This is a genomic window from Lysobacter sp. CC-YZS074 (assembly GCF_056739745.1).
In genome coordinates, this window is the sequence record NZ_CP200301.1 from 248,062 (window position 1) to 269,317 (window position 21,256).

Below are 21,256 nucleotides of genomic sequence, written 5' to 3' on the forward strand. Positions count from 1 at the left end.
GCCACCCGGCACCGGAGCACCCACCCCCGGCCGGAGGCCGGCGCCCGTGCTTCGGGTCGGGGTCACACATGGAATGCATGGAGCAGTGATGAAACAGAATCTGGTATCCCTCGATTTCGCCGCCGACCGCCTGGAGCGGATCGACGCCGCCCTCGCCGCGCTCGAGGTCGACCTGGCCGACCTCAAGTCCTTCCCCGACGCCGACGTGCGCGGGCTGCTGAAGATGGGCGACGGCTCCGAGCCGTTCTGCCGCCGGGTGCTCGACGTGCTGGTGGAGAACCCGTCGGTGGTGCCGGCCAGCCTCGGGCTGGACGAGGCGCGCGCCGACCTGGCCGCCATCGACGCGCTGCGCCCGCGCCTGCGCCGGCTGCAGTTGCTGGTCGAGCGCGCGCAGGACACCGAGATGCTGCTCGGCAGCGACGTCTACTCCACCGCGCTGGAGGGCTACGGCCTGCTGAAGGTCACCGGCGAGGGCGCGGGGCTGGAGGCGATGCGCAAGCAGCTGGGCGCGCGCTGGCGCAACCGCGACGACGTCGGTGACGCACCGGCCGTGCAGCCGCTGCCGGTCGCCGAGCCGGCGATGGCCTGAGTGATCGCGCGGCCGGTTCGCCGGCCGTGATGGATGCAGCGGGCGGGTCCTCCGGGGCCCGCCCGTTGCGTTTTGCGTGGCGGGTAGTGCCCGGGGAGTGGGTTTCAACACCCGGCGGGTGGTTTCCGGGCGTCGACGGGTGGTTTTCACGCGTCGCCGGGTGGCGGCCGGGGATCGGCCCGTGGCGGTCAATCGCCGGGGAGTGAAATCCGGGCGCGGAGCGGTGGCATCCACTGCTGGCAGGACTGGAATCCGGTATCGGCGGCACTGGATTCCAGTGTCGGGAGGACTGGATTTCAGTCTCTGTAGGAGGGGATTCCAGAGGTGGAGGCAGTGGAAACCGCTGTCGGATGGAATGGCTGCCGGTACTCGCGCCACCGCGTGTGCGGACCTCGATGCCAGCGATATGGCTAACGAGCGTGCCGGGCTCGACAATGGATGCTCCTGACAGCGGATGTTGCCAATGCGTAGTGCAGCCTTTCTCCTCCTGTTGGCCTCGTTCGGCGCCAACGCAGTCGTCATCCGTGATGACGTCCCGGATCTCCAGTATCGGATGGCTGTATCCGGGTTCCCGGCGCTGGCGGATCTTCCCGGCGAGGGCCATGGGGTCCTCATCGCGCCCCGGTGGGTCATCACGGCCGCCCACGCGGTCAGCTGGCAGCACTCGGTGGATGCGGTCGTTGTCGGCGGCACGCCCCGTGCTGTCAGCCGCGTCGTCGTCCATCCCGGCTACAAGCAGGCGCCCCAGGCGATGGTCGATGCCGCGATGACGTCGGGTGACTGGGCGGCCTTCTTCGACTTCATCGCGTCGTCTGACGACATCGCGTTGATCCAGCTCGCCGAGCCGGTGCGCGACGTTGCGCCTGCCTCGATCTACAACGGCTCGGCATTGGGGAAGGTCGTCCGGATCATGGGGCGGGGAGCCACGGGAACCGGCTCGGAGGGGCACCACCTGCACGGTCCCAACCGGACCGATCTGCGCCATGGCTACAACGAGATCACTGTCTCGGAAGGCCGGTGGATCGGATACACCTTCGATCCGCCACCGGACGCGCTTCCCCTTGAGGCGACCACCGGTAGTGGGGACAGCGGCGGGCCGATCCTGGTGGCGGTGGAAGATGAGTGGCACGTTGCAGGTATCACCTCGTGGAAGCGTGCCGAGGTGACCGGCGTGGAACTCCGCCCAGGCCGGTACGGGGAGACCAGTTACGGCGTGCGGCTGGCCAACTACGGCGACTGGATCGAAACGACCATGGCGACGGACAGCGCTGTCGGGAAAACGCGCTGAGCCCCGACATGACCGGGACGTGGCGCTTGGATAGGCTGATAGCGGATCCCCGGGACCTGGATACATGGAACTCCCTCTCGACACGCCTTCGAGCGCACCGGCCGCGCATCGCCAGTTCGTGGCCGGCGCGCTGCCGGTCCTCCGGTCCGACCCGCGCATCGTCGGTGTGGCGGCCGCCGGCTCATGGGCGGACGATTCGATGGACGAACACAGTGACGTCGACCTCGTCATTGCCGTCCGGTCGTGCGCGTTCGACGAGGTCATGGCCGACCGCGAGCTGATCGCTTCGGCGATGGGCCACCTGGTCGCGTGCTTCACCGGCGAGCACGTCGGCGAGCCGCGGGTGCTGATCTGCCTGTACGCATCGCCGCTGCTGCACGTCGACCTGAAGTTCGTGGACGTGGAGCGGGTTGGCGCGGTCGTCGACCGCCCGGTCGTTCTGTGGCAGCGACAGGAGTTCGGCGAAGCCCTTGCCCGCTCGTTCACCGGCTACCCGCAGCCCGACAAGGTCTGGTTGGAACAGCGCTTCTGGACATGGATCCACTACGGCGCCGCCAAGGTGCTGCGCGGCGAACTGTTCGAGGCGATCGACCTCATCACTTTCCTGCGCGGGCGGGTGCTCGGCCCGTTGGCGCTCGAGGCGGTCGGCGCGGCGCCGGCCGGGGTCAGGCGGCTGGAGACCGCCGCACCGGATTGGGCACGCCGCCTGGAAGGGACCGTCGCCGCGTACTCGCGCGACTCCTGCCTCAGCGCGCTGGGTGTCTGCGCGGAGATTTACCGCCTGCTTTGTCCATCCGAGGGCGGAGTGGCGTCAAAGGCCGAGCAGGCGGCGATGAACTTTCTTCGCGATGCCGGGCATGCCGTAACGGCTGCGTAGTGGGCCCGATCCGAATGGCGGTCCGCTGCTGCCGGCTCCGGCATGTTCCGGACGCTGGTCGCTCTTGTTCGAGTGAAGCGGGTACTGCGATCACGGTCCAGTAGCGGTGTCAGAATGCGGAGCCGTGTCAACGACGAGACGGCACAGGGGACTGGGATCGGCATGAAACCATTTGGCAGGTTGGCAACGCCGCTACGCGTGGCCGGAAACGCGCGCTGCGGGAGGAAAGTGGCTGCAGTCGTGCTTGGCCTCTACATGGGCGGACTGGCATTCGTAACCCAAGCCCAGGCTCAAAGTGCGGCGGACGTGCGGGCTGCGCTCGAGCGCGCGCGCGCGGCCAACGAAGCTGCGCGGGTTGCGCTCGAAGACGCCAAGGCAGCCGCGAGTACGCCGCCGGCCAACTGGGACCATCTGCCGCCGGACAAGATGCCGTTGGAGCCGTACGTCGACGCGATCCTCATATCGGTCGAATCCGGCTGGATCATGCAGGTGGCTCGCACGCCGCTGGGCCGACCCGTCATACGCCTGCACGGGCTGGACGGCAGCTTGGCGGGCCGGTTCATGATCGGCAATGCCTATCCCGGAGGCACTGCTGACGCAACAGCTCATGAAGTTCTGGAAACCGGCTTTGCAAACTGCCCTGGCGTGAGTCAGCCCGGGACCGCGACCCTGCAGCGCGACGGCAGCGGCATAACGTTCATGTGGGACTGCGGTGCGCACTTCTACAGCTACTACCTGACGGCCAACGGGCCGGGCATCCGGGCCAAGGTCGTGGTGCACGCGAAGGGCACATCGCAGCTGGACATCGCCGAGCACGACTACCTGCCGATGACCGACGAGCTGGGTTTCGCCGCCGCCACCAAGGCGAACGAGCGCCGCGAGGCGGAGCTCCGCCGTGCAGAGGAAGCGCGACTCAGGCAGGAACGCGAGATTGCCGCGCGTGAGGCGCGCTCTGCCGAGCGCTGGGCGATGTTTGGTGCGGTGGCCAACGGCGTGCTCGATGCGGGGATCGATATCGCCCGCGAGCGGGAGTCGGAGTCGCGCCGCGAGCTGGATTCGACGCTTGCCGGCATCAATGCCAGCATCGCGGCACAGCAGCGCACCGGACAACCCCAATCGGCGCCAGCATCAGCGCCTGCACAGCACGCTGGGATCGGCGCGGAGCCGCAGATTGCCGCAGCTTCCACTGGGCCTGCCGCAGCAGTAGGCGGGCGACCGCCTGAGCCCTCCCTGGTCCAGTCAGCTCAGCCGGACGCCGATCGCGAGTGTCGTACGGAGAACCGGACGTTCACGAAGGAGTCCATCCCGCTGTCGAGCCGCGCCCTCGCGGAGAACCATGTGCGCGGCGGGCTGGCGGGCGCGTGTCCGCTCCGCAGCACGCCTTCTGTCGGACCTCTGAATTGCACGGAGGACGACGAGCCGGTGTGGGGCAAGGATGATCGCGGTGTCCCGAAAGTCATCGGGCGCCGTCCAACGTTCACCTGCTCGGCAACCGTCACCTGCTCGCCGGTGGAGGTGTGTTCGTCGACGCCGGGCGGCGGCGCATCGGCGCAATGAGGCCTGGCTGCACGGGAGATCTGATGTCCGCTGCGGACGCCTCCATGATCGAATACGGCTTCGCCTGATCGCCAAAGGCTCCGAATATCGCATCTTCAGCACACCGTTCGCCTCCGTGTACCTGCTCTACGTGCAGAAGGCGGAACGCAAGGGCCGCACCAGGGGTGAGCTCGACCAGGTCACCAGCTGGCTTACCGGCTACGACCAGGCGGAGCTGGAAAAGGCAGTGCGGGACGAGCGCGATCTACGAGGCGCGCATGCACGGGTGGGTGCGGCTGGCCGACGACATCGAAGATTTCGATTGACGGTTACCACGGCGCGGTCACTGCGCTGGCATGATTGCGCGCAGCCCTGATGGAGGCGACCAGTGCGATTCGCTGGACGGATTACCGATTGGAATGACGAGAAGGGATTCGGCTTTGTCGAGCCGAGCGGCGGTGGCGAGCGTGCGTTCGTGCACGTGAATGCGTTCCAGCGCGGCTCGCGTCGTCCCGCTCCCGGCGACCTGATTTCCTACCTGCCCGCAAAGGATTCACGCGGCCGGCTGCAGGCCAGGGAAATCCGGCACGCGGGCCAGCGGATCAAAGTGCCGCGGCAACCTTCGCGGCTGCCGCGCGCCACCATCGGTATCGCCGCATTGATTGCAGCCGCGGTGGCCGCGCTCATCGGGTGGATTCCGCTGCCTCTCGCTGGCGCCTATGTCGCCCTGAGCGCGGTGTCCTATGTCATGTACTGGTTCGACAAGTCGGCAGCCGGCCGCGGTGCGCGCCGGACGCCGGAGAGCAACCTGCACCTGGCGGACCTGCTCGGCGGCTGGCCCGGCGCGCTGATCGCCCAGCAGCAGTTCCGGCACAAGACGGTCAAGCAGTCCTTCCAGTCGGTGTTCTGGGTCACCGTGGTAGTCAACCTGGTTGCCGTGGGGTGGCTGGTCTCATCGGGACGCGCGGCTGAGCTGGCACAGTCGTTCGGCGGCTGACGTCGCCCAGTCGTACGTCCAGTATTACGGGCGGGCCCATCGCCCAGCCAAACCGCACATCACCGCACCACAGGAGCCAGGCCGTGCCCGCACACGAGAAGATCAACTACGTCGAATACCCCGCGCGCGACCTGCTCGCGACCAAGCGTTTTTTCCAGCAGGCGTTCGGCTGGTCGTTCGAGGACTACGACCCGGACTACGCGGCGTTTGCCGACGAGGGGCTGGATGGTGGCTTCTACCGCGCCGACCTGGCGGCGACGCTCGCCAAGGTGGTGGAGGCGGGCGGCGAAGTGGTCAAGCCGGTCTTCGCCTTCCCGGGCGGGCGCCGGTTCCACTTCACCGAGCCCAGCGGCAACGAGTTCGCGGTCTGGTCGGACCCGGAGGGTTGAGGTGATACGGAACCGGTGGGGCATTGCCCGATGAAGGACCTGCTGCTGGTCGGCCTTGGCGGCTTCGTCGGCGCGGTCGCGCGCCATGCGCTCGGCGGGTGGGTGCTGCAGCTGGCGGGGCCGGCGCGGTTCCCGGCCGGCACGTTCGCGGTCAACGTGCTCGGCTGCCTGGCGATGGGGCTGCTGGCCGGCGCGGTGGCGCGCTACGAGGTGTTCGGGCCGGGCACGCGACTGTTGCTGTTCACCGGCGTGCTGGGCGGGTTCACCACGTTCTCCGCGTTCGGCCTGGAGGCGACCCAGCTGATCCGCCGCGGCGAGCTCGGGGTCGCGGCACTGTACGCGGGGTCGAGCATGGTGCTCGGCATCGCGGCGGTGTGGGTGGGGATCCGCGCGGTGGCGCTGCTGCCGCGCTGAGTGGCGCGCTCCTACAGAAGCCCGGGGATACGCGCGGCGTGGGCGTTCGCGGGCCGGCGCGGCATTGCCGGCAGGAGCGACGTGAGTCGCGACCTGTACATCGGTAGGCGGGGTCGGCGGGTCGCGACTTACGTCGCCCCTGTACGGGGCGTGCCCGCGGCGGTGAGAGGCGGCCGCTCCGTGTCGTCGACAATACGTGCGCCAACACGGGCCATCACGATGCGGGCGGTCGCCTCCGGCCGCGCCTACGACGACAGCTTCATCAGCACCAGCCCGGACACGATCAGCACCGCGGCGGCGATGCGCATGGGGGTGAGCGGTTCGCCGAGGAAGGCGGCGCCGGAGATGAACGCGCCGACCGCGCCGATGCCGGTCCAGACGGTGTAGGCGGTGCCCAGCGGCAGCTGCCGCATCGAGAAGGCGAGCAGGGCGAAGCTGGCGACCATCGCGACCGCGGTGACCACGCTCGGCATCAGCCGGGTGAAGCCTTCGGACTGCTTCATCGAGAACGCCCAGACCACTTCGAGCAGGCCGGCGACGAACAGGGAAATCCAAGCCATGGGAAGGCTCCTGGTGGGGCCAGGCCGTCCTGGTCGTGGTGCCCGGAAAGGGGGAGGTCGTCCTCCGCGCGCAAGGATAGCAACGGCGTGGCGGTAGTTCCGCGCCGCCGGCTGAAGCGCGCGGCGGCGGGCGGCGGCGTAGGATGCCGACCATGGAGACGACAATGGAAACGATCGGCTTCGAGGATTTCCTGAAGGTCGAGCTTCGCGTCGGTCGCATCGTCCATGCCGAGGTGTTCGCGCAGGCACGCAAGCCGGCCTACGTGCTGCAGGTCGACTTCGGCGAGGCGATCGGCGTACGCAAGTCGAGCGCGCAGGTCACCGCGCTGTACACGCCGGAGGCGCTGGTCGGCCGGCTGGTGGTCGGCGTGGTGAACTTCCCGCGCAAGCAGATCGGGCCGCTGATGTCGGAGTGCCTGGTGACCGGTTTCCACGACGAACAGGGCCGGGTCGCGCTGTGCGTGCCGGACAAGGACGTGCCGCTCGGCACCCGACTGCTGTGACGGCATCCACCCCCGACATGGAGACTTCGATGGCCGCGATCGCCGACACGCCGCGCCCGCCCAACTACGCGGTGATCTTCAGTTCGGTGCGCACCGGGGGTGACCATGGCTACGGCGCCATGGCCGGGCGGATGCTGGAGCTGGCCGCGCGGCAACCCGGCTTCCTCGGCGTGGAGTCGGCGCGCGAGGAGGCCGGCATCACGGTGTCGTACTGGGACAGCCTGGAAGCTATCGCGCGCTGGAAGGCCGACGCCGAACATGCGCAGGCGCGGGCCATCGGGCGCGAACGGTGGTACGCGGCGTTCAAGGTGCGTGTCGCGCGGGTGGAGCGGGATCACGGGGTCTGATGGTGCGCGGGCGGACGGTTCCACGATCGCGGCTGAAGCCGCTCCTACGGAAGGCGGCGGCTTTTGCGTAGACCCGCGCGGCTCAGTGGGCGCCGCAGCACTTCTTGTATTTCCGGCCGCTGCCGCAGGGGCAGGGGTCGTTGCGGTCGGGCGTGGCTTCGCGGCGGATCGGTTCGCGTGGCGTCAGGGCGTCGATGCGGTGGTGGTGCAGGTCGGCGAGCATGTCGGGCAGGCCGGCGATGATCTCCAGCCGTTCGCGGTAGCTGATCGGGGTGGCCGGGGCGGTCGGGTCCTCGGCGAGGACTTCGCCGCTGGCGAGGCGGTCGAGCAGGCCGAATATGTCGTCGATCCACTCGTTGTCGTCCAGCCACTGGTCCCACTCGACCTCGCGCAGCTCGACCGCGGTGAAGAAGCCCAGTGCCCAGTCGCGGCCGACGTCGAGTTCGTCGTCGGCTTCCTCTTCCGGGTCCTCGGGCAACCACAGCAGCGGGGCGAGGTGGTCGGGCAGGTCGTCATCGCCGTGGCGCACGCGGGCGGAAGCCGTGTGGTGGTGGCCCAACAGCAGCGCTTCGACCTCCGCGCGCTCGGCGGCGTCGTTCCAGCGCGGCGGCTTGCCCCACACCGGCGGCTCCCAGATCGCCATCGGGATATCGTCGCCGGGACCCACCGCCAGCGCCGACAGATAGCCGTCCAGCGCCTCGAGGTTGAAGCCCTTGAACGGCACCGCGCGCTGCTCCAGCAGGTCGGCGAGGCGCTCGATCCGGTCGTCGTCGAGGTAGGCGGGCGGTTTGCTGTTCATGATGGGGCCTTCGGAGTTGCGACGCGGGCGGCCATGGTAGCCGCGCCCGGCGGCGGCGGGCGTGGATTCGGGACGGCCGGTGGCTCAGCGCACCGCGGCCAGGAAGTGCAGGTGGCGCTGGTACTGGTCGAGCACGTCGTTGATGACCGTCTCCTCGCGCCAGCCCATGATGTCGTAGTCCTGCCCGCCCTCGCGCAGGTGCACCTCGGCGCGGTAGTAGCGCGCGGCCTCGGCCTTCGCCGGCATCGCCTGGCTCATCACGAAGGCGGGCGGGTCGTAGGGTCGCGGATGGACGGAGTAGTAGAAGTCGATCTCCGCGCCGTGGCGCACCTCCACCCAGACCCGGCCGTCGTCGCCGCGCTCGACCAGCGCGTCCAGGCCGCGGCGGCGCAGCTCGGCGGCGACCTGTTCCAGCGCCGGCGCAGCGGTTTCACCGAGGTACTCGAGCACTTCGTCGAGGGTCGGCTGGTGCAGGATCGTGCCGAGCCGCTGCTTCCAGTTGAGCGCCGCGTGCGCGCCGCGAGGCCCGACCCGGGCCTGGCGCAGGCTCACCCGCTTGGCCCCTTCGATTCGCAGCGCGCGCAACAGACCCCAGCAGATCACGATCATCACGATCGAGAACGGCAATGCGCTGGCGATCGATGCGGTCTGCAACGCGCCCAGCCCGCCGGCGACCAGCAGCGCGGCGGCGATCACGCCCTCCAGCACCGACCAGAACACCCGCTGCCAGGTCGGCGAGTCCTCGGCCGCGCCCGACGTCAGCATGTCGACCACCAGCGAGCCGGAGTCCGACGAAGTCACGAAGAAGGTCACCACCAGCACCGTCGCCAGCAGCGAGGAGATGCCCGCCAGCGGCAGTTCCTCGAGGAAGCGGAACAGCGCGACCGACTCGTCGGCGGCGACCGCGGTGGCGAGTTCGTCGATGCCCTGGATCATCACCATGTGGATCGCGGTGTCGCCGAACACCGTCATCCACAGGAAGGTGAAGCCCAGCGGTACCAGCAGCACGCCGACCACGAACTCGCGGATGGTGCGCCCGCGCGAGATCCGCGCGATGAACATGCCCACGAACGGCGACCACGCGATCCACCAGCCCCAGTAGAACAGGGTCCAGCCGCCGATCCAGCCGCTGGGCTCGTAGGCATAGAGGTTGAACGTCATCGAGAACAGGTTGGACAGGTAGGCGCCGGTGTTCTGCACCAGGGTCTGCAGCAGGAATATCGTCGGACCGGCGACCAGCACGAACAGCAGCAGCACCACCGCAATGACGAGGTTGAACTCGGACACGCGCTTGATGCCGGCATCGAGTCCGAACGCCACCGACACCGTCGCCATCGCGGTGATCACCGCGATGAGTACGACCTGCACGCCGATGCCGACCGGCACGTCGAACAGATACGCCAGGCCGGAGTTGACCTGGATCGCGCCGAAGCCCAGCGAGGTGGCGACGCCGAACAGCGTGCCGAGCACCGCGAAGATGTCGACCGCGTGGCCGATCGGCCCGTGGATGCGCTCGCCGATCAGCGGGTACAGCGAGGAGCGGATGGTCAGCGGCAGGCCGTGGCGGAACGAGAAGTAGGCCAGCGCCAACCCGACCACCGCGTAGATCGCCCACGCGTGCAGGCCCCAGTGGAACATCGTGATCCGCATGGCCTGCCGCGCCGCCGCCACCGACGAAGGATCGCCGACCGGCGGATCGGTGTAGTGCATGATCGGCTCGGCCACGCCGAAGTACATCAGGCCGATGCCCATGCCGGCCGAGAACAGCATCGCGAACCACGAGGTATAGCTGTAGTCCGGCTCACTGTGGTCCGGCCCGAGCTTGATGGCACCGTATCTGGACACCGCCAGCGTGACCACGAACACCAGGAAGCCGGCGACGGCGAGCACGTAGAACCAGCCCGCCTGGGCGATCACCCAGGTCTGCAGCGCCGAGAACCAGCGGTCCGAACGGTCCGGCCAGATCACCGCCATTCCCACGAACACCAGCACCAGCAGGACCGAGGTGAAGAACACCGGCGGATTGATCCGGTGGCGCGGCTTGGCGGTGGTCGCGGTGTTCATGCTGCCTCCTAGAAATAGAAGCCCACGTTGATGTTGAGGCGTGAGTGCCAGCGGTCGCTGTCGGCGGCATGGACGCCGATGCCGGGACCGCCGGCGAACCACATGTTGCGTCCGGCGATCCAGTCGACGTAGGTGAACGTCACGCCCTTGGCGAAACTGCAGCCGGTGACGTTCTGCACCGAATCGGCGACACCGGCGCCACGCGCGCGGGTGGTGCTGTAATCGTTGTAGCAGGTGATCGAATCGAACCAGCCGGCCTCACTGAACGTCCAAGCCACGTTGGCGGTCAGTACGTCGGCTTCGGCGGCGATCTCGAAGGGGAACAGGAACGCTGTCAACGCGATGCGTTCGCCGGGTACGTCATAGCGGTAGCGCGCCCATTGGGCTTCCAGCTCGAGCGGGCCGCGAGTGGATTCCACGTGCAGCGCGGCGGCCCGGTGGCCGAAGCGGGCGCCGTCCGGGCGCCGCTCGATGTGGCCTAGCGACAGTGACCCGCCGAGGCGCGTGGTCCAGTCGCCCTGCGCGGTGCTGCGTTCGATCCGACCGACGAGGCGCTCGCGTTCGCGGAACGGGCGCCCGGGAGTGGTGGCGACGTCGAACGAGTAGCGTCCGTCCTCGCGGCCGGTGCCGTACTCGTCGCTGGCGAACAGCGCGACGTCGCCGCGCCAGCCGTCGCGCTCGCCAGTCCAGGCGACGCCCAGGTCGTAGTCGTCCTCGATGCCGAGGTAGTAGCCGGAGCCGAACCAGAAGCTGTGCGACGCGTAGGGCAGCAGGCCGAACGGTGCCTGCAGCACGCCGGCGCGCACCTGCTGCGCGTCGGTAACCTGTACGCCGATCCAGGCATGATGGACCGCCGAGAAACCCTCGTACCAGCGGTACTGCGCCGAACAGATGAAGCGTCCGCGGTCGCATGCCAGGTCGACCCGCACCAGCTCGAGGTCGAACTTGTCGTCGGCATCGTAGTCCTTCCAGCCGTAGTTGAGGCGAAGCGCACCGCCCGCTTCGAGGCCGGCTGCGTCGAGCCGGTCGTCCGCGGCCCGGGCGCCGCTCGGCAGGATAGGCAACAGGCCCAGCGCCGCCGCTCCGACAATGGCGACCCAGCGCATGCTTCCTCCATGGCGGATGCAGGGAGAAAAAAAGGGGCGCGGTGTGCGACCGCGCCCAGCTTGCCCGCCGTTGCCGACGGGGGAGAGATGCCTATGCGCTCAGCGGATGGTGAACGTCGTGCTCTGCGCCTCGGTGCCGTTGACCCACACCTGCGCGGTGTAGTTGCCGGTCGGCCAGGGCGCGGTGTTGCTGAACGTGAAGTTGGTGGTTTCCTCGCCGGTGGTGCTGATCGTCTCGGTCTCCTCGCCGGCCTGCTGGCCGTCCTGGTAGACCAGGCGGGTGGTGAGGTCGACGTTGCTGGCAGCGCCGTTGGTCATCACCGAGACGACGATCGGGCCGACGGTGCCGAAGGTGGTGGTGGGGTCGGTGATCGACATGTCATCGCCGACCTGGGTGCCGAGGGTCACCGAGGTAACGTCGACCGCCGCCTGCGCGGTGCGGTCGGCCGGGGCCGTGGCGGGCGCGGCCGGCTCCAGCGGCTCGACCGCCGTGGGCGAGGTGGCGGCGCCGGTGTTGGCGGTGGTCTGCACGTCGGCGTCGTTGCGCTTGCAGCCGGCGATCGCAATCGAGGCCAGCACGGCTACGGCCAGCGCATGGCGAAAGGGAACGGTCATCGTTGATCTCCTGTGGTCGATCCGGAACGCCCGCCGCGGTCGGCGTCGAGCGGGGGAATGCGCAGCACCTGGCCGGGCTGGATCAGGTCAGGGTCGTCGAGCTGGTCGCGGTTGGCCTGGAAGATGGTGTTCCACTCACCGGCCTTGCCGTAGAAGCGCTTGGCGATATGCGACAGGGTGTCGCCGCGCTCGACGGTGTAGGTCTGGTGGTCGCGTTCGCCGCCGACCACGTCGGCGCTGGTGTCCACGCTCGAGCTGACGCCGGAGAAATCCGCGCGTTGGCCGGTGACTTCGCCGGTGGTGTCGACGCTGGCGCTGACGCCGGAAAAATCGGCTCTTCGGTCCGGTTGGCTCATGGTTGCGACTCCTGCCGTGGGCGGAGTCAACATGGCACGGGATTTGTTAAGGGCCGATCGCGCCAGTGTGAACAGGGGCGGCAGGCAACGCGCGCGGCGTGCTGGCGGCGGGTGTGCGGAGCGCCGCAAGGGCGGGCGCGCAGTGGTCGGGCGTGGCGAGCGCCCGGGCCCGCCACGCGCCTTGGCGCTACTGCCGCAGGTCGCGGCCCGCGGCCGGGGCGACGGTGCCGGGTGTCGCCCGCCACGGGTTGATGTCGAGGCCGCCGCGGCGGGTGTAGCGCGCTTCCACCGACAGCCGGTGCGGGGCGGCGCGTTCGGTCAGGTCGGCGAAGATGCGTTCGACGCACTGCTCGTGGAACTCGCAGTGGTCGCGGAACGACACCAGGTAGCGCAGCAGCCCGGCGCGGTCGAGTCGTGGGCCGTCGTAGTGGATCAGTACGCGCGCCCAGTCGGGCTGGCCGGTGACCGGGCAGTTGGATTTCAGCAGCGCGCTGGACAGGGTTTCCTCGACGATGTCGCCGGCGTCGGCGGCGAGAAAATCGGCGCGCGGCGGGCCGTAGTGGTCGATCGCGACCGGCAGGTCGTCGATGGAGTGGACGGCGGCGCCCGCGTCGTTGCTGCCGCGGGCATCGGGCGGCGCGGCGGCGAGCCCGGCCGCCGGAGTGCCGGGGTCGCTGTCGCTGTCGAAGCCGGGCAGTCCGAACGCGACGGCGACCGGCGCGCCGGCCACGCGGGACAGATCATCGGCGATGCGTTCGCGCACGGCGTCGTCGTGGTCGAAGCGGCTGGCGTTGAACGAGTTGAGGTAGAGCTTGAGCGACTTGGATTCGATCAGGTGCGGCGAGTCCGCCGGCACCGTCAGGGTCGCCGTTGCCACCCGCGGTTTGCCCGCCAGGTCGAGCCAGCCGAGTTCGTAGGCGTGCCAGCGGTCGTGGCCGGTGAACGGCAGCGCGGCATCGTCCAGACCGATCTCGCCGCGGCCGAGCGAGCGGGGGATCGGGAACAGCAGCGAGGCGTCGTATTCGCGCGGGTAGTCGACGTGGCGGCCGAGGGGGAGGTCGGAAGTCTGCATGCGGGCATTATCGCGCGGGTGTGGCCTGGCTGTTCCGGCCGGGTGCCGGACGATGGAGGGCGGGGCGAGCGTCCGAAGCGTGCTTCGTCGGAGATGCGCGGTTACCCGTGCTTGATCGGCTCCCGGACCATGTACAGGTCGCGACTCACGTCGCTCCTCCCCCAGCGGCGCGAACGTCGCAGGCCGGCTCGCGGGTATGCCGGTCTTCGGCGACGGCTCGGCACCTGCCGGGTGGCCGGCAGCGGGTACAGCGTCAGTCGTCCCGCCGGCCACGCGGCGCAGCGCCACCGATCACCCGCCGTACAGGTAATCCAGCGTCACCTGCAGCATCGCGCGCAGGCCGAGGTCGAGCGAGGACTCGTCGAGCATGAACTTCGGCGAGTGGTTGCCCGGCGCGGTCGCGGGGTCGATGCCCGGGGCGGTGGCGCCGACGAAGAAGAACATCGACGGCACCTCGCGGGCGTAGTAGGCGAAGTCCTCGGCGCCCATCTGCAGTGGCGGTTCGATCACGTTCCCGGCGCCGGCGACCGCGCGCAGGCTCGGCAGCATGCGCTCCGTGAGTTGCGGGTCGTTGACCGTCACCGGGTTGCCCTCGCTGTCGGGCACCTGCGCGTCGGCGGTGGCGCCGTGGGCGGCGGCGACGTGTTCGGCGACGTTTTTCAGGTCGGCGTGGATCTTCTCGCGCATGCCTTCGTCGAAGGTGCGGATGGTGCCGACCAGCTCCACCGAGTCGGGGATGATGTTGTAGCGGATGCCGCCGTGGATCGCGCCGAAGCTGACCACCGCCGGCTGCCTGGCGATGTCGCTGCGGCGGCTGACCACGGTCTGCGCGGTGCCGATCAGGTCGGCCGCGGCGACGATCGGATCGACCCCGCCCCACGGCCGCGAGCCGTGCGTCTGCACGCCCTGCACGGTGATGGTGAACTTGTCCGACGCCGCCATCAGCGGGCCGCCGCGAACGGCGAGCGTGCCGACCGGCAGCGACGAGAACACGTGCAGCCCGAACATCGCCTCGGGTTTGAAGTCGGCGAACAGGCCGTCGTCGAGCATCATCGATGCGCCGCCGTCCTCGCCGGCCGGCGCGCCTTCCTCGGCCGGCTGGAACACCAGCATCACCTGGCCGGGCAGTTCGTCCTTCATCGCCACCAGCGCGTCGGCGACGCCGAGCAGGATGCCGGTGTGGGCGTCGTGACCGCAGGCGTGCATGACGCCGGTCGGCTGGCCGTTGAAGGTGGTGGTCGCTTTCGACGCGAACGGCAGGCCGGTCTGCTCGGTCACCGGCAGCGCGTCCATGTCGGCGCGCAGCGCGATCCGCGGGCCGGGCCTGCCGCCTTCGATGATCGCGGTGACGCCGTGGTGGGCGATGCCGGTGCGCGGCTCCAGGCCGAGGTCGCGCAGGTGCTCGGCGACCCTGGCCGCGGTGTCGATCTCGCGGTTGGACAGTTCGGGGAACTGGTGGAAGTGCCGGCGCAGCGCGACCACGTCGTCACGCAGGCGTTCGGCGGCGGCGGCGACTTCGGGGCGTTCGGTGGTGGCGGTGGCCGGGGCGGTCCGGGCGGCGGCGGTCGGCGCCAGCAGGCTGGCGAGCAGGGCGGGCAGGAGCAACTGGCGCATCGGTGGTCCCCGGGTGTGGTCCGCCGATCCTAGCGCGCCGGCGCCAATCTCCAGACGGTGTTGCCGACATCGTCGGCGACCAGGATGGCGCCGTCGGCGGCAATTTCGATGCCGACCGGCCGCCCGTGGGCGTTGCCGCCTTCGTCGACGAAGCCGGTCAGCAGGTCCACCGGCATGCCGTCGGGGCGGCCACCGTCGTCGAACGGCACCCACACCACCTTGTAGCCGCTGGGCGGGCGGCGGTTCCACGAGCCGTGCAGCCCGACCACCGCGCCGCCGCGCAGGCGCGGCATCAGCGCACCGTCGTAGAACGCCAGCCCCAGCGGGGCGACGTGGTTGCCGAGCGCGTAATCGGGTTCGATGGCGCGGGCGACCCGCCCAGGCCGCGGCGGCTGCACCCTCGCGTCGACGTGCCCGCCCCAGTAGCTGTACGGCCAGCCGTAGAAGGCGCCGCGCCGGACCGAAGTCAGGTAGTCGGGCACCAGGTCGCTGCCGAGTTCGTCGCGCTCGTTGACCGCGACCCACAACGCGCCGCTGGCCGGCTGCCAGTCGAGCCCCACCGGGTTGCGCAGGCCGGTGGCGAACACGGTGTAGCGCCCGACGGCAGGATCGACCTCGAGGATCGCCGCGCGGTCGACCTCGTGCGCCATGCCGCGCTCGCCGGCGTTGCTGTTGCTGCCGACGCCGACATACAGCCGGCGGCCATCGACGCCGGCGAGCAGGCTCTTGGTCCAGTGGTGGTTGATCGGTCCGCCCGGCAGCGCGACCACCGCGCGTGGCGCGGCGTCGATCCGGGTCTGCCCGTCGCGATACGGAAATGCCACCACCGCGTCGGCGTTGGCGACATACAGAGTGTCGCCGACCAGCGCCATGCCGAAGGGCGAATGCAGGCCCTCCAGCAGGACGTGGCGCTGCTCGGCGGTGCCGTCGCGGTCGGCGTCACGCAGGAGGCTGATGCGGTCGGCGCTGGGCACCCCGGCGCCGGCGCGCTTCATCACCAGTTTCATCAGCCACGTCTTGAGGCCGCCGGCTTCCTTCTTCGGCGGCGCGTTGGTCTCGGCCACCAGCACGTCGCCGTTGGGCAGCACGTGAAGCCAGCGCGGATGGTCCAGCCCGGTAGCGAACGCGTTGACCGCCAGACCCGCGGCGGGGTCGGGGGCATCGCCCGCCGGCCATCCCTCGGCGGGTGCGATGTCGACCGTCGGCACGAGGCCGCGTTCGGGCGGCGGCAGCACGGGATCCGGGCCGACCCCCTGCCGGAACGCGACGTCGGCGGTCTCGCACCCCGCCGCGGCGAGAACGGCGAGCGAAAGGGCCAGCCACCGCCCGCGACCGCTTCGGACCGACCGGCCACTGCCGCCCGCGGTGCCGACCGGTGCCATGTCGCTACGCCGCCCCGGACTTCGGGATCACCGAGATCGAGCCGCCGCGCTCCAGCACCGCGTACTTGATCTGCTGCATGTTCTCCAGCCCGTGCGTGCCGCGGGCGGCCTCCAGCACGTCCTCCTCGTCCACCCGCGCGCGGTCCATCCGGTCCTTCAGCGGCTTGCCGTCCTCGACCACGACCAGCGGCACGTCGTCGAGCCAGCGCTCGGCGGCGCGCGACTTCTGCTTGATGAAGGCGAAGCCCAGCTCCATCACCACCAGCGTCACCACCAGGATCACCGCGGTGGTGACCGAAAAATCGTCGCCCATCAGTCCCTGCGACACCGATTCGCCGATGATCAGCAGCAGCACCAGGTCGAAGGCGTTCATCTCGGCCAAGGCGCGCTTGCCGCTGATGCGGAACACGAGCAGCAGGATCAGGTAGATCGCGGCCGCGCGCAGTACGGTTTCCATGGCTTGCTCCCGGTAAGTGGGTGACGCGGCGGTTGCCGGCGCAACCGTCAGGGGTAGACGAAGCTGTCGATCCGCATCGGCGCGCCGCCGGCGACCGCCGCGGTGCCCGACAGGCGGCCCATGCGTTCGGGCTGGCCCTGCACGATGACCAGCTGGCGCACGCCCGGCTCGGCCTTGAAGGTGTAGCGGACCCGGTCGTCGGCGACCGCCACCGCATCGGGTTCCGGCAGGACCTCCTCGAACGAGAATCCGCGCGCGTGGTCGCCTTCGAACACCACGTCGAAGGTGTCGCCGCCGATCGCGGCGGTGTCGACTTCGAACTCGAAGCGGACGGGCATCTGGTAGCGGGTGAAGCGCGGATAGCGCACCTCGGCGGGGCCGCTGGCCTCGTGGCCCTGGGCGAACGGGCCGCTGCCGCCGAACAGCCCCGCCAGTGCGGCCAGCACGCAGGCGGCCAGCAGCAGCATGCCAATGCAGCGCACGGCGAACATCTTCTGCTGGAAGGCCAGGTGCTCGTCGAGCTGAAGGGTGGAGCTCTTGACCGGCTTCACATACCGGGTCCGGTGGAAAGTTGCACCGGACTATCGGTTTGGCGGTGTAGAGGCCGCGTGTGGGACGCGGTGCCGGCGGTCAGCCGCGGTGCTCGAGCGCCAGGTACTCGGCCGACTGCATTTCGATCAGGCGCGAAGCGGTGCGTTCGAACGCGCCGACCAGCTTCTGCCCGGTGTACAGGCCGGGCGGTGCGGCGGCGGCGGTGCAGACCAGGTTGACGTGGCGGTCGTAGAGCTCGTCGATCAGGTGCACGAAGCGGCGCGCGGGGTCGTCGTTGTGGCCGTCGAAGCGCGGAATGCCGCCGACCAGCACGGTGTGGTACTCGGTCGCGATCTCGATGTAGTCGCTGGCCGCGCGCGGGCCCTCGCACAGCGCCGCGAAGTCGAACCAGGCGTGGCCCTCGGCGAGGCCGCGCACCGGGATCGGGCGTTCGTCGATCACCAGCGGGCCGTCCTCGCCCGGGGCGCCGGCGGTCAGCTCGTCCCAGCGCGCGCGCAGCCACTGGTCGGCGTCGGCGTCGAGCGGGGCGTGGTAGACCGGCGAGCGGGTCAGGGCGCGCAGGCGGTAGTCATGCACGCTGTCGAGGTGGAGCACGTGGCAGTGCTTCTCGACCAGTGCGATCGCCGGCAGGAAGCGGTCGCGCTGCAGGCCGTCCTTGAACAGGCCGGCGGGCTCGATGTTGGAACTGGTGACCAGCGCCACGCCTTCGGCGAACAGGCGTTCGAGCAGGCGGCCGAGCAGCATGGCGTCGCCGATGTCGGTGACGAAGAACTCGTCGAGCACCAGCACGCGCAGGTCGTGGCGCCATTGCCGGGCGATCGCGCGCAGCGGGTCGGATTCGCCGGAATGGGCGCGCAGCCGGGCGTGGACCTCGCGCATGAAGCGGTGGAAATGGGTGCGGCGCTTCTGCGCGATCGGCAGGCCGTCGTAGAACAGGTCGATCAGGAAGGTCTTGCCGCGGCCGACCCCGCCCCACAGGTACAGGCCATCGGGTGCCGGTGCCGGAATGCCGCGCAGGCGGTCGAACAGGCCCTGTCGCGGCGGGTCGACCAGGGCCGCGTGCAGGCGGTCGAGTTCGGCCAGTGCGGGGTGCTGGGCCGGGTCGTCGTTCCAGTCGCCGCGGGCGACACCGGCGGCGTAGCGCGCGCTGGGCCGCGCGGCGTCGGCGTCAGTCATCGGGCGTGGTGGTCGCCGCCGGGAGGTACGGCTTGATGCCGTTCTTGACCGCGCCGCGCAGGTCGACCAGCCGGCGGTGGAAGAAATGGCTGGTGTCGGGGATGCGGACCAGCTCCGGGGGCTGCTCGAGGCCCTCGACCCAGGCGTAGACGTCGTTGGGGTCGACCACTTCGTCGGCTTCGCCCTGCACCACCAGCCACGGGCCGTCGAACGGCGTGACCTGGTCGAAGCCATAACCGCGGCCCGCCGGCGGCGCGATCATCACCAGCATGCCGGGCTTGAGTTCGGCCGCCACCTGGTAGGCCACGTAGGAGCCGAAGCTGAAGCCGGCCAGCCAGACGTGCGCGTCCGGGCGCTGGCGGCGCACCCAGGCAACGACCGCGCGCAGGTCGTCGGCCTCGCCGCGGCCCTCGTCGAAGCTCCCGTCCGACGCACCGACGCCGCGGAAGTTGAAGCGCACCGTGCTGGCGCCGGACTGGTGGAACGCACGCGCGGTCATGGTCACGACCTTGTTGTGCATCGTCCCGCCTTCGGTCGGCAGCGGATGGCAGATCACCGCGACCAGCGGGCGCGCCGGCACGTTGGGCTCGGCCGCCTCGACGATGGCCTCGATCGCGCCGGCCGGGCCGGCCAGGGTGACGGGCGCGGGCTTGCCGCCGAGGAACTCGGCGTCCTTGGGAAAGGTGGGATCGCTCATCCGGCCATGATACGGCGGGCGGTTAACAGGGTGTTTAGGCGAGCGCGCGCCTCAGTCACGCAGGTCGAAGCCGAGCAGCAGCGGGTCGTGGTCGGCGCTGCGCCACGGCGTGGGCGCGGCGGCCGGATCCGCACCGCGGTAGCCGGCGCCGTACGGAGCATCGGCATTGCTGTGCCATTCGGCGGCGCCGCGCATGCGGGCCGCCAGCGCCGGGCTCAGCAGGGCGTGGTCGAGCCGGCCGAGCAGCCCGTCGTAGACGTAGCTGTACGGCGCTTCGACACCGGCGACCGCAAACGCGTCGTACCAGCCGGCATCCAGCAGGGCGCGCACCGGCGCCTCGGCGGCGTAGCTGTTGAGGTCGCCGACGACCAGCGCCAGCGCCGTGCCGGAACCGGTCGGGTCGGCGGCCAGCCAGGCGTCCAGCCGGCGCGCCGAGTCGGTGCGCAGCGCATCCCAGCAGCCGGCGCCGTCGCCGTGGTCGGCGTTGGCTCCTTCGGCGCCGCCACAGCCCTTGGACTTGAAATGGTTGGCGACCACGACCAGCGCGGTGCCGTCGTCCCCGCCGGTGCGGTCGACCGGGACGAAGGCCTGCGCCAGCGGCACCCGGCTGCTGGCGCCGAACGGCCCTTCGTCCAGCGTGGCCGGCGCGCCCTCGGTGCGGACCCGGTCGCCGCGGTAGATCACCCCGACCCGGATGGCGTCGTCGCCGGGGCCCCGGCCGGCGTCGACGAAGCGCCAGTCGCCACCGCCGGCATTCAGCGCCGCGACCAGCGTGGCGAGGCTCGACCGCGGTCCGTAGCCGTCGTTCTCCAGTTCCATCAGGGCGACGATGTCGGCGTCGAGTCCGCGCAGGGTGGCGACGTGCTTTCCCAGCTGGCGGCGGTACTCGTGCGGCGATCGTGCGCCACGCTCGGTCGGGAAGCCGCCGCCGTGGCCGTCGCCGTTGAACAGGTTCTCGAGGTTGAGTGCGGCCACCCGGAGGTCGCCGGCGACCCGGGGCGCGGGCGGCGCGGCCGCGGGTTCGAGCTGCGGGGTCGAGAGCAACTGCAGGACCGTGGCGCCGTCGCGCGACTCGATCACGCCCTCCACCCCGGTCAGGCGGCTGCCGAGGCGGGCGGCCGCTAGCCCTGCCGGCAGGCGCGGGGCGGGCGCGGCTTCCAGATGGCCGTCATCCAGGCGCAGGCGGCGGCGCGTGTTGTCGGCGGCGATCGCGCGGGCGGCATCGCTGTCGGGCGCGGCGCGCTCGGTCGGCTGCCAGGGCCGCGCACCGAACACCGCCTCGATCGCGCCGAGGCGGCCGGCGTCGCGTTGGCCGATCAGTTGCAGCGGGCCGTCGATCCGGACCCGCATGGCCTCTAGGCGCTCCCAGTCGGTCGGGGCGGCATCGAGCACCACCGCCTCGGGCATCGCGGCCGGCGCCAATCGCAGGAGCTCGACCGGGCGCAGCGCGGTGGTTCGTCCGTCATCGCCGCGGGCGACTTCGACCACCTCGCCGCGCACCCGCACCGCGTCGCCGCGGACGAGGTCGGGCGCGGCGGTGGCGGGCAGCACCAGCAACGCGTCGGACGTGGCGGGGTCGCCGTCGCCGGCGTCCTGCACGAACCAGCCACCCAGGTCGCCGTCGCTGCCGCGGCTGCCGTCGAAATCGGCCACCACCGTGCCCTCCACCGCCACCGTGCGGCCCATCAGCGGACTGCTGTCCGCAGCGCCCTGAACCGTACCGATCCGCAGCAGGTCACCGGATGGCGCCGGCGGCGTGGTGCAGCCGGCGGCGCCGAGCAGCAGCGACAGCGTGAGCGTGCGGGTGAGGCCGGAGTGGACAGGCATGGCAGGCAAGGACCGCTGGTGGGAGGTGGGGATTATCGG

At 70.4% G+C, this 21,256-nt stretch carries 24 protein-coding genes; 10 read left to right on the plus strand and 14 right to left on the minus strand.

Features of this window, described 5'->3' with window-relative positions; genetic code table 11:
• Positions 1-88: 88 nt before the first annotated feature.
• The 8 genes from U8331_RS01030 to crcB all read left to right on the plus strand — a co-directional run bounded on the left by U8331_RS01030 (position 89) and on the right by crcB (position 6,090).
• Positions 89-589, plus strand: a complete 501-nt coding sequence (locus tag U8331_RS01030; RefSeq protein ID WP_481131784.1) for a hypothetical protein — start codon at positions 89-91, stop codon at positions 587-589.
• Between the two features lie 463 nt (positions 590-1,052).
• Positions 1,053-1,877: a S1 family peptidase gene (locus U8331_RS01035; protein WP_481131785.1), complete on the plus strand. Its 825-nt coding sequence runs from the start codon at positions 1,053-1,055 to the stop codon at positions 1,875-1,877.
• 118 nt (positions 1,878-1,995) lie between these two features.
• Entirely contained in the window at positions 1,996-2,754 is a 759-nt protein-coding gene (locus U8331_RS01040; protein WP_481131786.1) for a hypothetical protein, read from the plus strand.
• 240 nt (positions 2,755-2,994) lie between these two features.
• A complete protein-coding gene (locus U8331_RS01045) occupies positions 2,995-4,311 on the plus strand; it encodes a hypothetical protein (RefSeq protein ID WP_481131787.1) in 1,317 nt (438 codons plus the stop codon).
• Between the two features lie 115 nt (positions 4,312-4,426).
• The gene (locus U8331_RS01050; RefSeq protein ID WP_481131788.1) at positions 4,427-4,666 is read left to right on the plus strand and encodes a DUF2200 family protein; all 240 of its coding nucleotides are present in this window, start codon (positions 4,427-4,429) and stop codon (positions 4,664-4,666) included.
• Positions 4,667-4,678: 12 nt separating this feature from the next.
• Positions 4,679-5,287, plus strand: a complete 609-nt coding sequence (locus U8331_RS01055; RefSeq protein ID WP_481131789.1) for a DUF1294 domain-containing protein — start codon at positions 4,679-4,681, stop codon at positions 5,285-5,287.
• Between the two features lie 83 nt (positions 5,288-5,370).
• Positions 5,371-5,676 carry a VOC family protein gene (locus U8331_RS01060; RefSeq protein ID WP_481131790.1) on the plus strand — a complete coding sequence of 102 codons (306 nt, stop codon included), beginning with the start codon at positions 5,371-5,373 and terminating at the stop codon, positions 5,674-5,676.
• A gap of 30 nt (positions 5,677-5,706) precedes the next feature.
• Complete coding sequence (gene crcB / locus U8331_RS01065; protein WP_481131791.1) at positions 5,707-6,090, plus strand: fluoride efflux transporter CrcB; 384 nt, start codon at positions 5,707-5,709, stop codon at positions 6,088-6,090.
• A 245-nt stretch (positions 6,091-6,335) separates the two neighbouring features.
• Here the strand turns inward: crcB and sugE are convergent, their stop codons facing one another.
• Positions 6,336-6,650: a quaternary ammonium compound efflux SMR transporter SugE gene (gene sugE, locus U8331_RS01070; RefSeq protein ID WP_481131792.1), complete on the minus strand. Its 315-nt coding sequence runs from the start codon at positions 6,648-6,650 to the stop codon at positions 6,336-6,338.
• Between the two features lie 152 nt (positions 6,651-6,802).
• Here sugE and U8331_RS01075 point away from each other — a divergent pair, with 152 nt between their 5' ends.
• The gene (locus U8331_RS01075; RefSeq protein ID WP_481131793.1) at positions 6,803-7,153 is read left to right on the plus strand and encodes a tRNA-binding protein; all 351 of its coding nucleotides are present in this window, start codon (positions 6,803-6,805) and stop codon (positions 7,151-7,153) included.
• A 29-nt stretch (positions 7,154-7,182) separates the two neighbouring features.
• Entirely contained in the window at positions 7,183-7,500 is a 318-nt protein-coding gene (locus tag U8331_RS01080; RefSeq protein ID WP_481131794.1) for an antibiotic biosynthesis monooxygenase family protein, read from the plus strand.
• A gap of 82 nt (positions 7,501-7,582) precedes the next feature.
• On the opposite strand, the gene U8331_RS01085 is transcribed toward U8331_RS01080, so the two are convergent.
• The 13 genes from U8331_RS01085 to U8331_RS01145 all read right to left on the minus strand — a co-directional run bounded on the left by U8331_RS01085 (position 7,583) and on the right by U8331_RS01145 (position 21,217).
• The gene (locus U8331_RS01085; protein WP_481131795.1) at positions 7,583-8,299 is read right to left on the minus strand and encodes a UPF0149 family protein; all 717 of its coding nucleotides are present in this window, start codon (positions 8,297-8,299) and stop codon (positions 7,583-7,585) included.
• An 84-nt stretch (positions 8,300-8,383) separates the two neighbouring features.
• Positions 8,384-10,363: a BCCT family transporter gene (locus U8331_RS01090; protein ID WP_481131796.1), complete on the minus strand. Its 1,980-nt coding sequence runs from the start codon at positions 10,361-10,363 to the stop codon at positions 8,384-8,386.
• Positions 10,364-10,371: 8 nt separating this feature from the next.
• The gene (locus tag U8331_RS01095) at positions 10,372-11,469 is read right to left on the minus strand and encodes a hypothetical protein (protein WP_481131797.1); all 1,098 of its coding nucleotides are present in this window, start codon (positions 11,467-11,469) and stop codon (positions 10,372-10,374) included.
• A gap of 99 nt (positions 11,470-11,568) precedes the next feature.
• A complete protein-coding gene (locus U8331_RS01100) occupies positions 11,569-12,084 on the minus strand; it encodes a hypothetical protein (protein ID WP_481131798.1) in 516 nt (171 codons plus the stop codon).
• The gene (locus U8331_RS01105; protein ID WP_481131799.1) at positions 12,081-12,440 is read right to left on the minus strand and encodes a LysM peptidoglycan-binding domain-containing protein; all 360 of its coding nucleotides are present in this window, start codon (positions 12,438-12,440) and stop codon (positions 12,081-12,083) included. The genes U8331_RS01100 and U8331_RS01105 overlap by 4 nt, the downstream gene beginning before the upstream one ends.
• A gap of 187 nt (positions 12,441-12,627) precedes the next feature.
• Complete coding sequence (locus tag U8331_RS01110) at positions 12,628-13,512, minus strand: NADPH-dependent 7-cyano-7-deazaguanine reductase (RefSeq protein ID WP_481131800.1); 885 nt, start codon at positions 13,510-13,512, stop codon at positions 12,628-12,630.
• A 291-nt stretch (positions 13,513-13,803) separates the two neighbouring features.
• On the minus strand, positions 13,804-15,126 hold the full coding sequence (locus U8331_RS01115; RefSeq protein WP_481131801.1) for an amidohydrolase: 1,323 nt from the start codon (positions 15,124-15,126) through the stop codon (positions 13,804-13,806).
• Positions 15,127-15,155: 29 nt separating this feature from the next.
• Positions 15,156-16,508: a PQQ-dependent sugar dehydrogenase gene (locus tag U8331_RS01120; RefSeq protein WP_481131802.1), complete on the minus strand. Its 1,353-nt coding sequence runs from the start codon at positions 16,506-16,508 to the stop codon at positions 15,156-15,158.
• Between the two features lie 4 nt (positions 16,509-16,512).
• The gene (locus tag U8331_RS01125) at positions 16,513-16,965 is read right to left on the minus strand and encodes a DUF421 domain-containing protein (RefSeq protein ID WP_481131803.1); all 453 of its coding nucleotides are present in this window, start codon (positions 16,963-16,965) and stop codon (positions 16,513-16,515) included.
• Between the two features lie 47 nt (positions 16,966-17,012).
• Positions 17,013-17,516: a hypothetical protein gene (locus U8331_RS01130; RefSeq protein ID WP_481131804.1), complete on the minus strand. Its 504-nt coding sequence runs from the start codon at positions 17,514-17,516 to the stop codon at positions 17,013-17,015.
• 79 nt (positions 17,517-17,595) lie between these two features.
• Positions 17,596-18,693: a cell division protein ZapE gene (zapE, locus tag U8331_RS01135; protein WP_481131805.1), complete on the minus strand. Its 1,098-nt coding sequence runs from the start codon at positions 18,691-18,693 to the stop codon at positions 17,596-17,598.
• A complete protein-coding gene (locus tag U8331_RS01140; protein WP_481131806.1) occupies positions 18,686-19,390 on the minus strand; it encodes an alpha/beta hydrolase in 705 nt (234 codons plus the stop codon). Before U8331_RS01140 ends, zapE begins: the two co-directional genes overlap by 8 nt.
• A gap of 51 nt (positions 19,391-19,441) precedes the next feature.
• Positions 19,442-21,217, minus strand: coding sequence for an ExeM/NucH family extracellular endonuclease (locus tag U8331_RS01145; RefSeq protein WP_481131807.1), 1,776 nt, complete (start codon positions 21,215-21,217; stop codon positions 19,442-19,444).
• Positions 21,218-21,256: the final 39 nt, after the last annotated feature.

Excerpts from the sequence above, each read along its gene's own strand:
- U8331_RS01030 (WP_481131784.1), top strand. The coding sequence starts at position 89 with ATGAAACAGAATCTGGTATCCCTCGATTTCGCCGCCGACCGCCTGGAG.
- U8331_RS01035 (WP_481131785.1), top strand. The coding sequence starts at position 1,053 with ATGCGTAGTGCAGCCTTTCTCCTCCTGTTGGCCTCGTTCGGCGCCAAC.
- crcB (WP_481131791.1), top strand. The coding sequence starts at position 5,707 with ATGAAGGACCTGCTGCTGGTCGGCCTTGGCGGCTTCGTCGGCGCGGTC.
- sugE (WP_481131792.1), bottom strand. The coding sequence starts at position 6,650 with ATGGCTTGGATTTCCCTGTTCGTCGCCGGCCTGCTCGAAGTGGTCTGG.
- U8331_RS01075 (WP_481131793.1), top strand. The coding sequence starts at position 6,803 with ATGGAGACGACAATGGAAACGATCGGCTTCGAGGATTTCCTGAAGGTC.
- U8331_RS01080 (WP_481131794.1), top strand. The coding sequence starts at position 7,183 with ATGGCCGCGATCGCCGACACGCCGCGCCCGCCCAACTACGCGGTGATC.
- U8331_RS01085 (WP_481131795.1), bottom strand. The coding sequence starts at position 8,299 with ATGAACAGCAAACCGCCCGCCTACCTCGACGACGACCGGATCGAGCGC.
- U8331_RS01090 (WP_481131796.1), bottom strand. The coding sequence starts at position 10,363 with ATGAACACCGCGACCACCGCCAAGCCGCGCCACCGGATCAATCCGCCG.
- U8331_RS01095 (WP_481131797.1), bottom strand. The coding sequence starts at position 11,469 with ATGCGCTGGGTCGCCATTGTCGGAGCGGCGGCGCTGGGCCTGTTGCCT.
- U8331_RS01100 (WP_481131798.1), bottom strand. The coding sequence starts at position 12,084 with ATGACCGTTCCCTTTCGCCATGCGCTGGCCGTAGCCGTGCTGGCCTCG.
- U8331_RS01105 (WP_481131799.1), bottom strand. The coding sequence starts at position 12,440 with ATGAGCCAACCGGACCGAAGAGCCGATTTTTCCGGCGTCAGCGCCAGC.
- U8331_RS01110 (WP_481131800.1), bottom strand. The coding sequence starts at position 13,512 with ATGCAGACTTCCGACCTCCCCCTCGGCCGCCACGTCGACTACCCGCGC.
- U8331_RS01115 (WP_481131801.1), bottom strand. The coding sequence starts at position 15,126 with ATGCGCCAGTTGCTCCTGCCCGCCCTGCTCGCCAGCCTGCTGGCGCCG.
- U8331_RS01120 (WP_481131802.1), bottom strand. The coding sequence starts at position 16,508 with ATGGCACCGGTCGGCACCGCGGGCGGCAGTGGCCGGTCGGTCCGAAGC.
- U8331_RS01125 (WP_481131803.1), bottom strand. The coding sequence starts at position 16,965 with ATGGAAACCGTACTGCGCGCGGCCGCGATCTACCTGATCCTGCTGCTC.
- zapE (WP_481131805.1), bottom strand. The coding sequence starts at position 18,693 with ATGACTGACGCCGACGCCGCGCGGCCCAGCGCGCGCTACGCCGCCGGT.
- U8331_RS01140 (WP_481131806.1), bottom strand. The coding sequence starts at position 19,390 with ATGAGCGATCCCACCTTTCCCAAGGACGCCGAGTTCCTCGGCGGCAAG.
- U8331_RS01145 (WP_481131807.1), bottom strand. The coding sequence starts at position 21,217 with ATGCCTGTCCACTCCGGCCTCACCCGCACGCTCACGCTGTCGCTGCTG.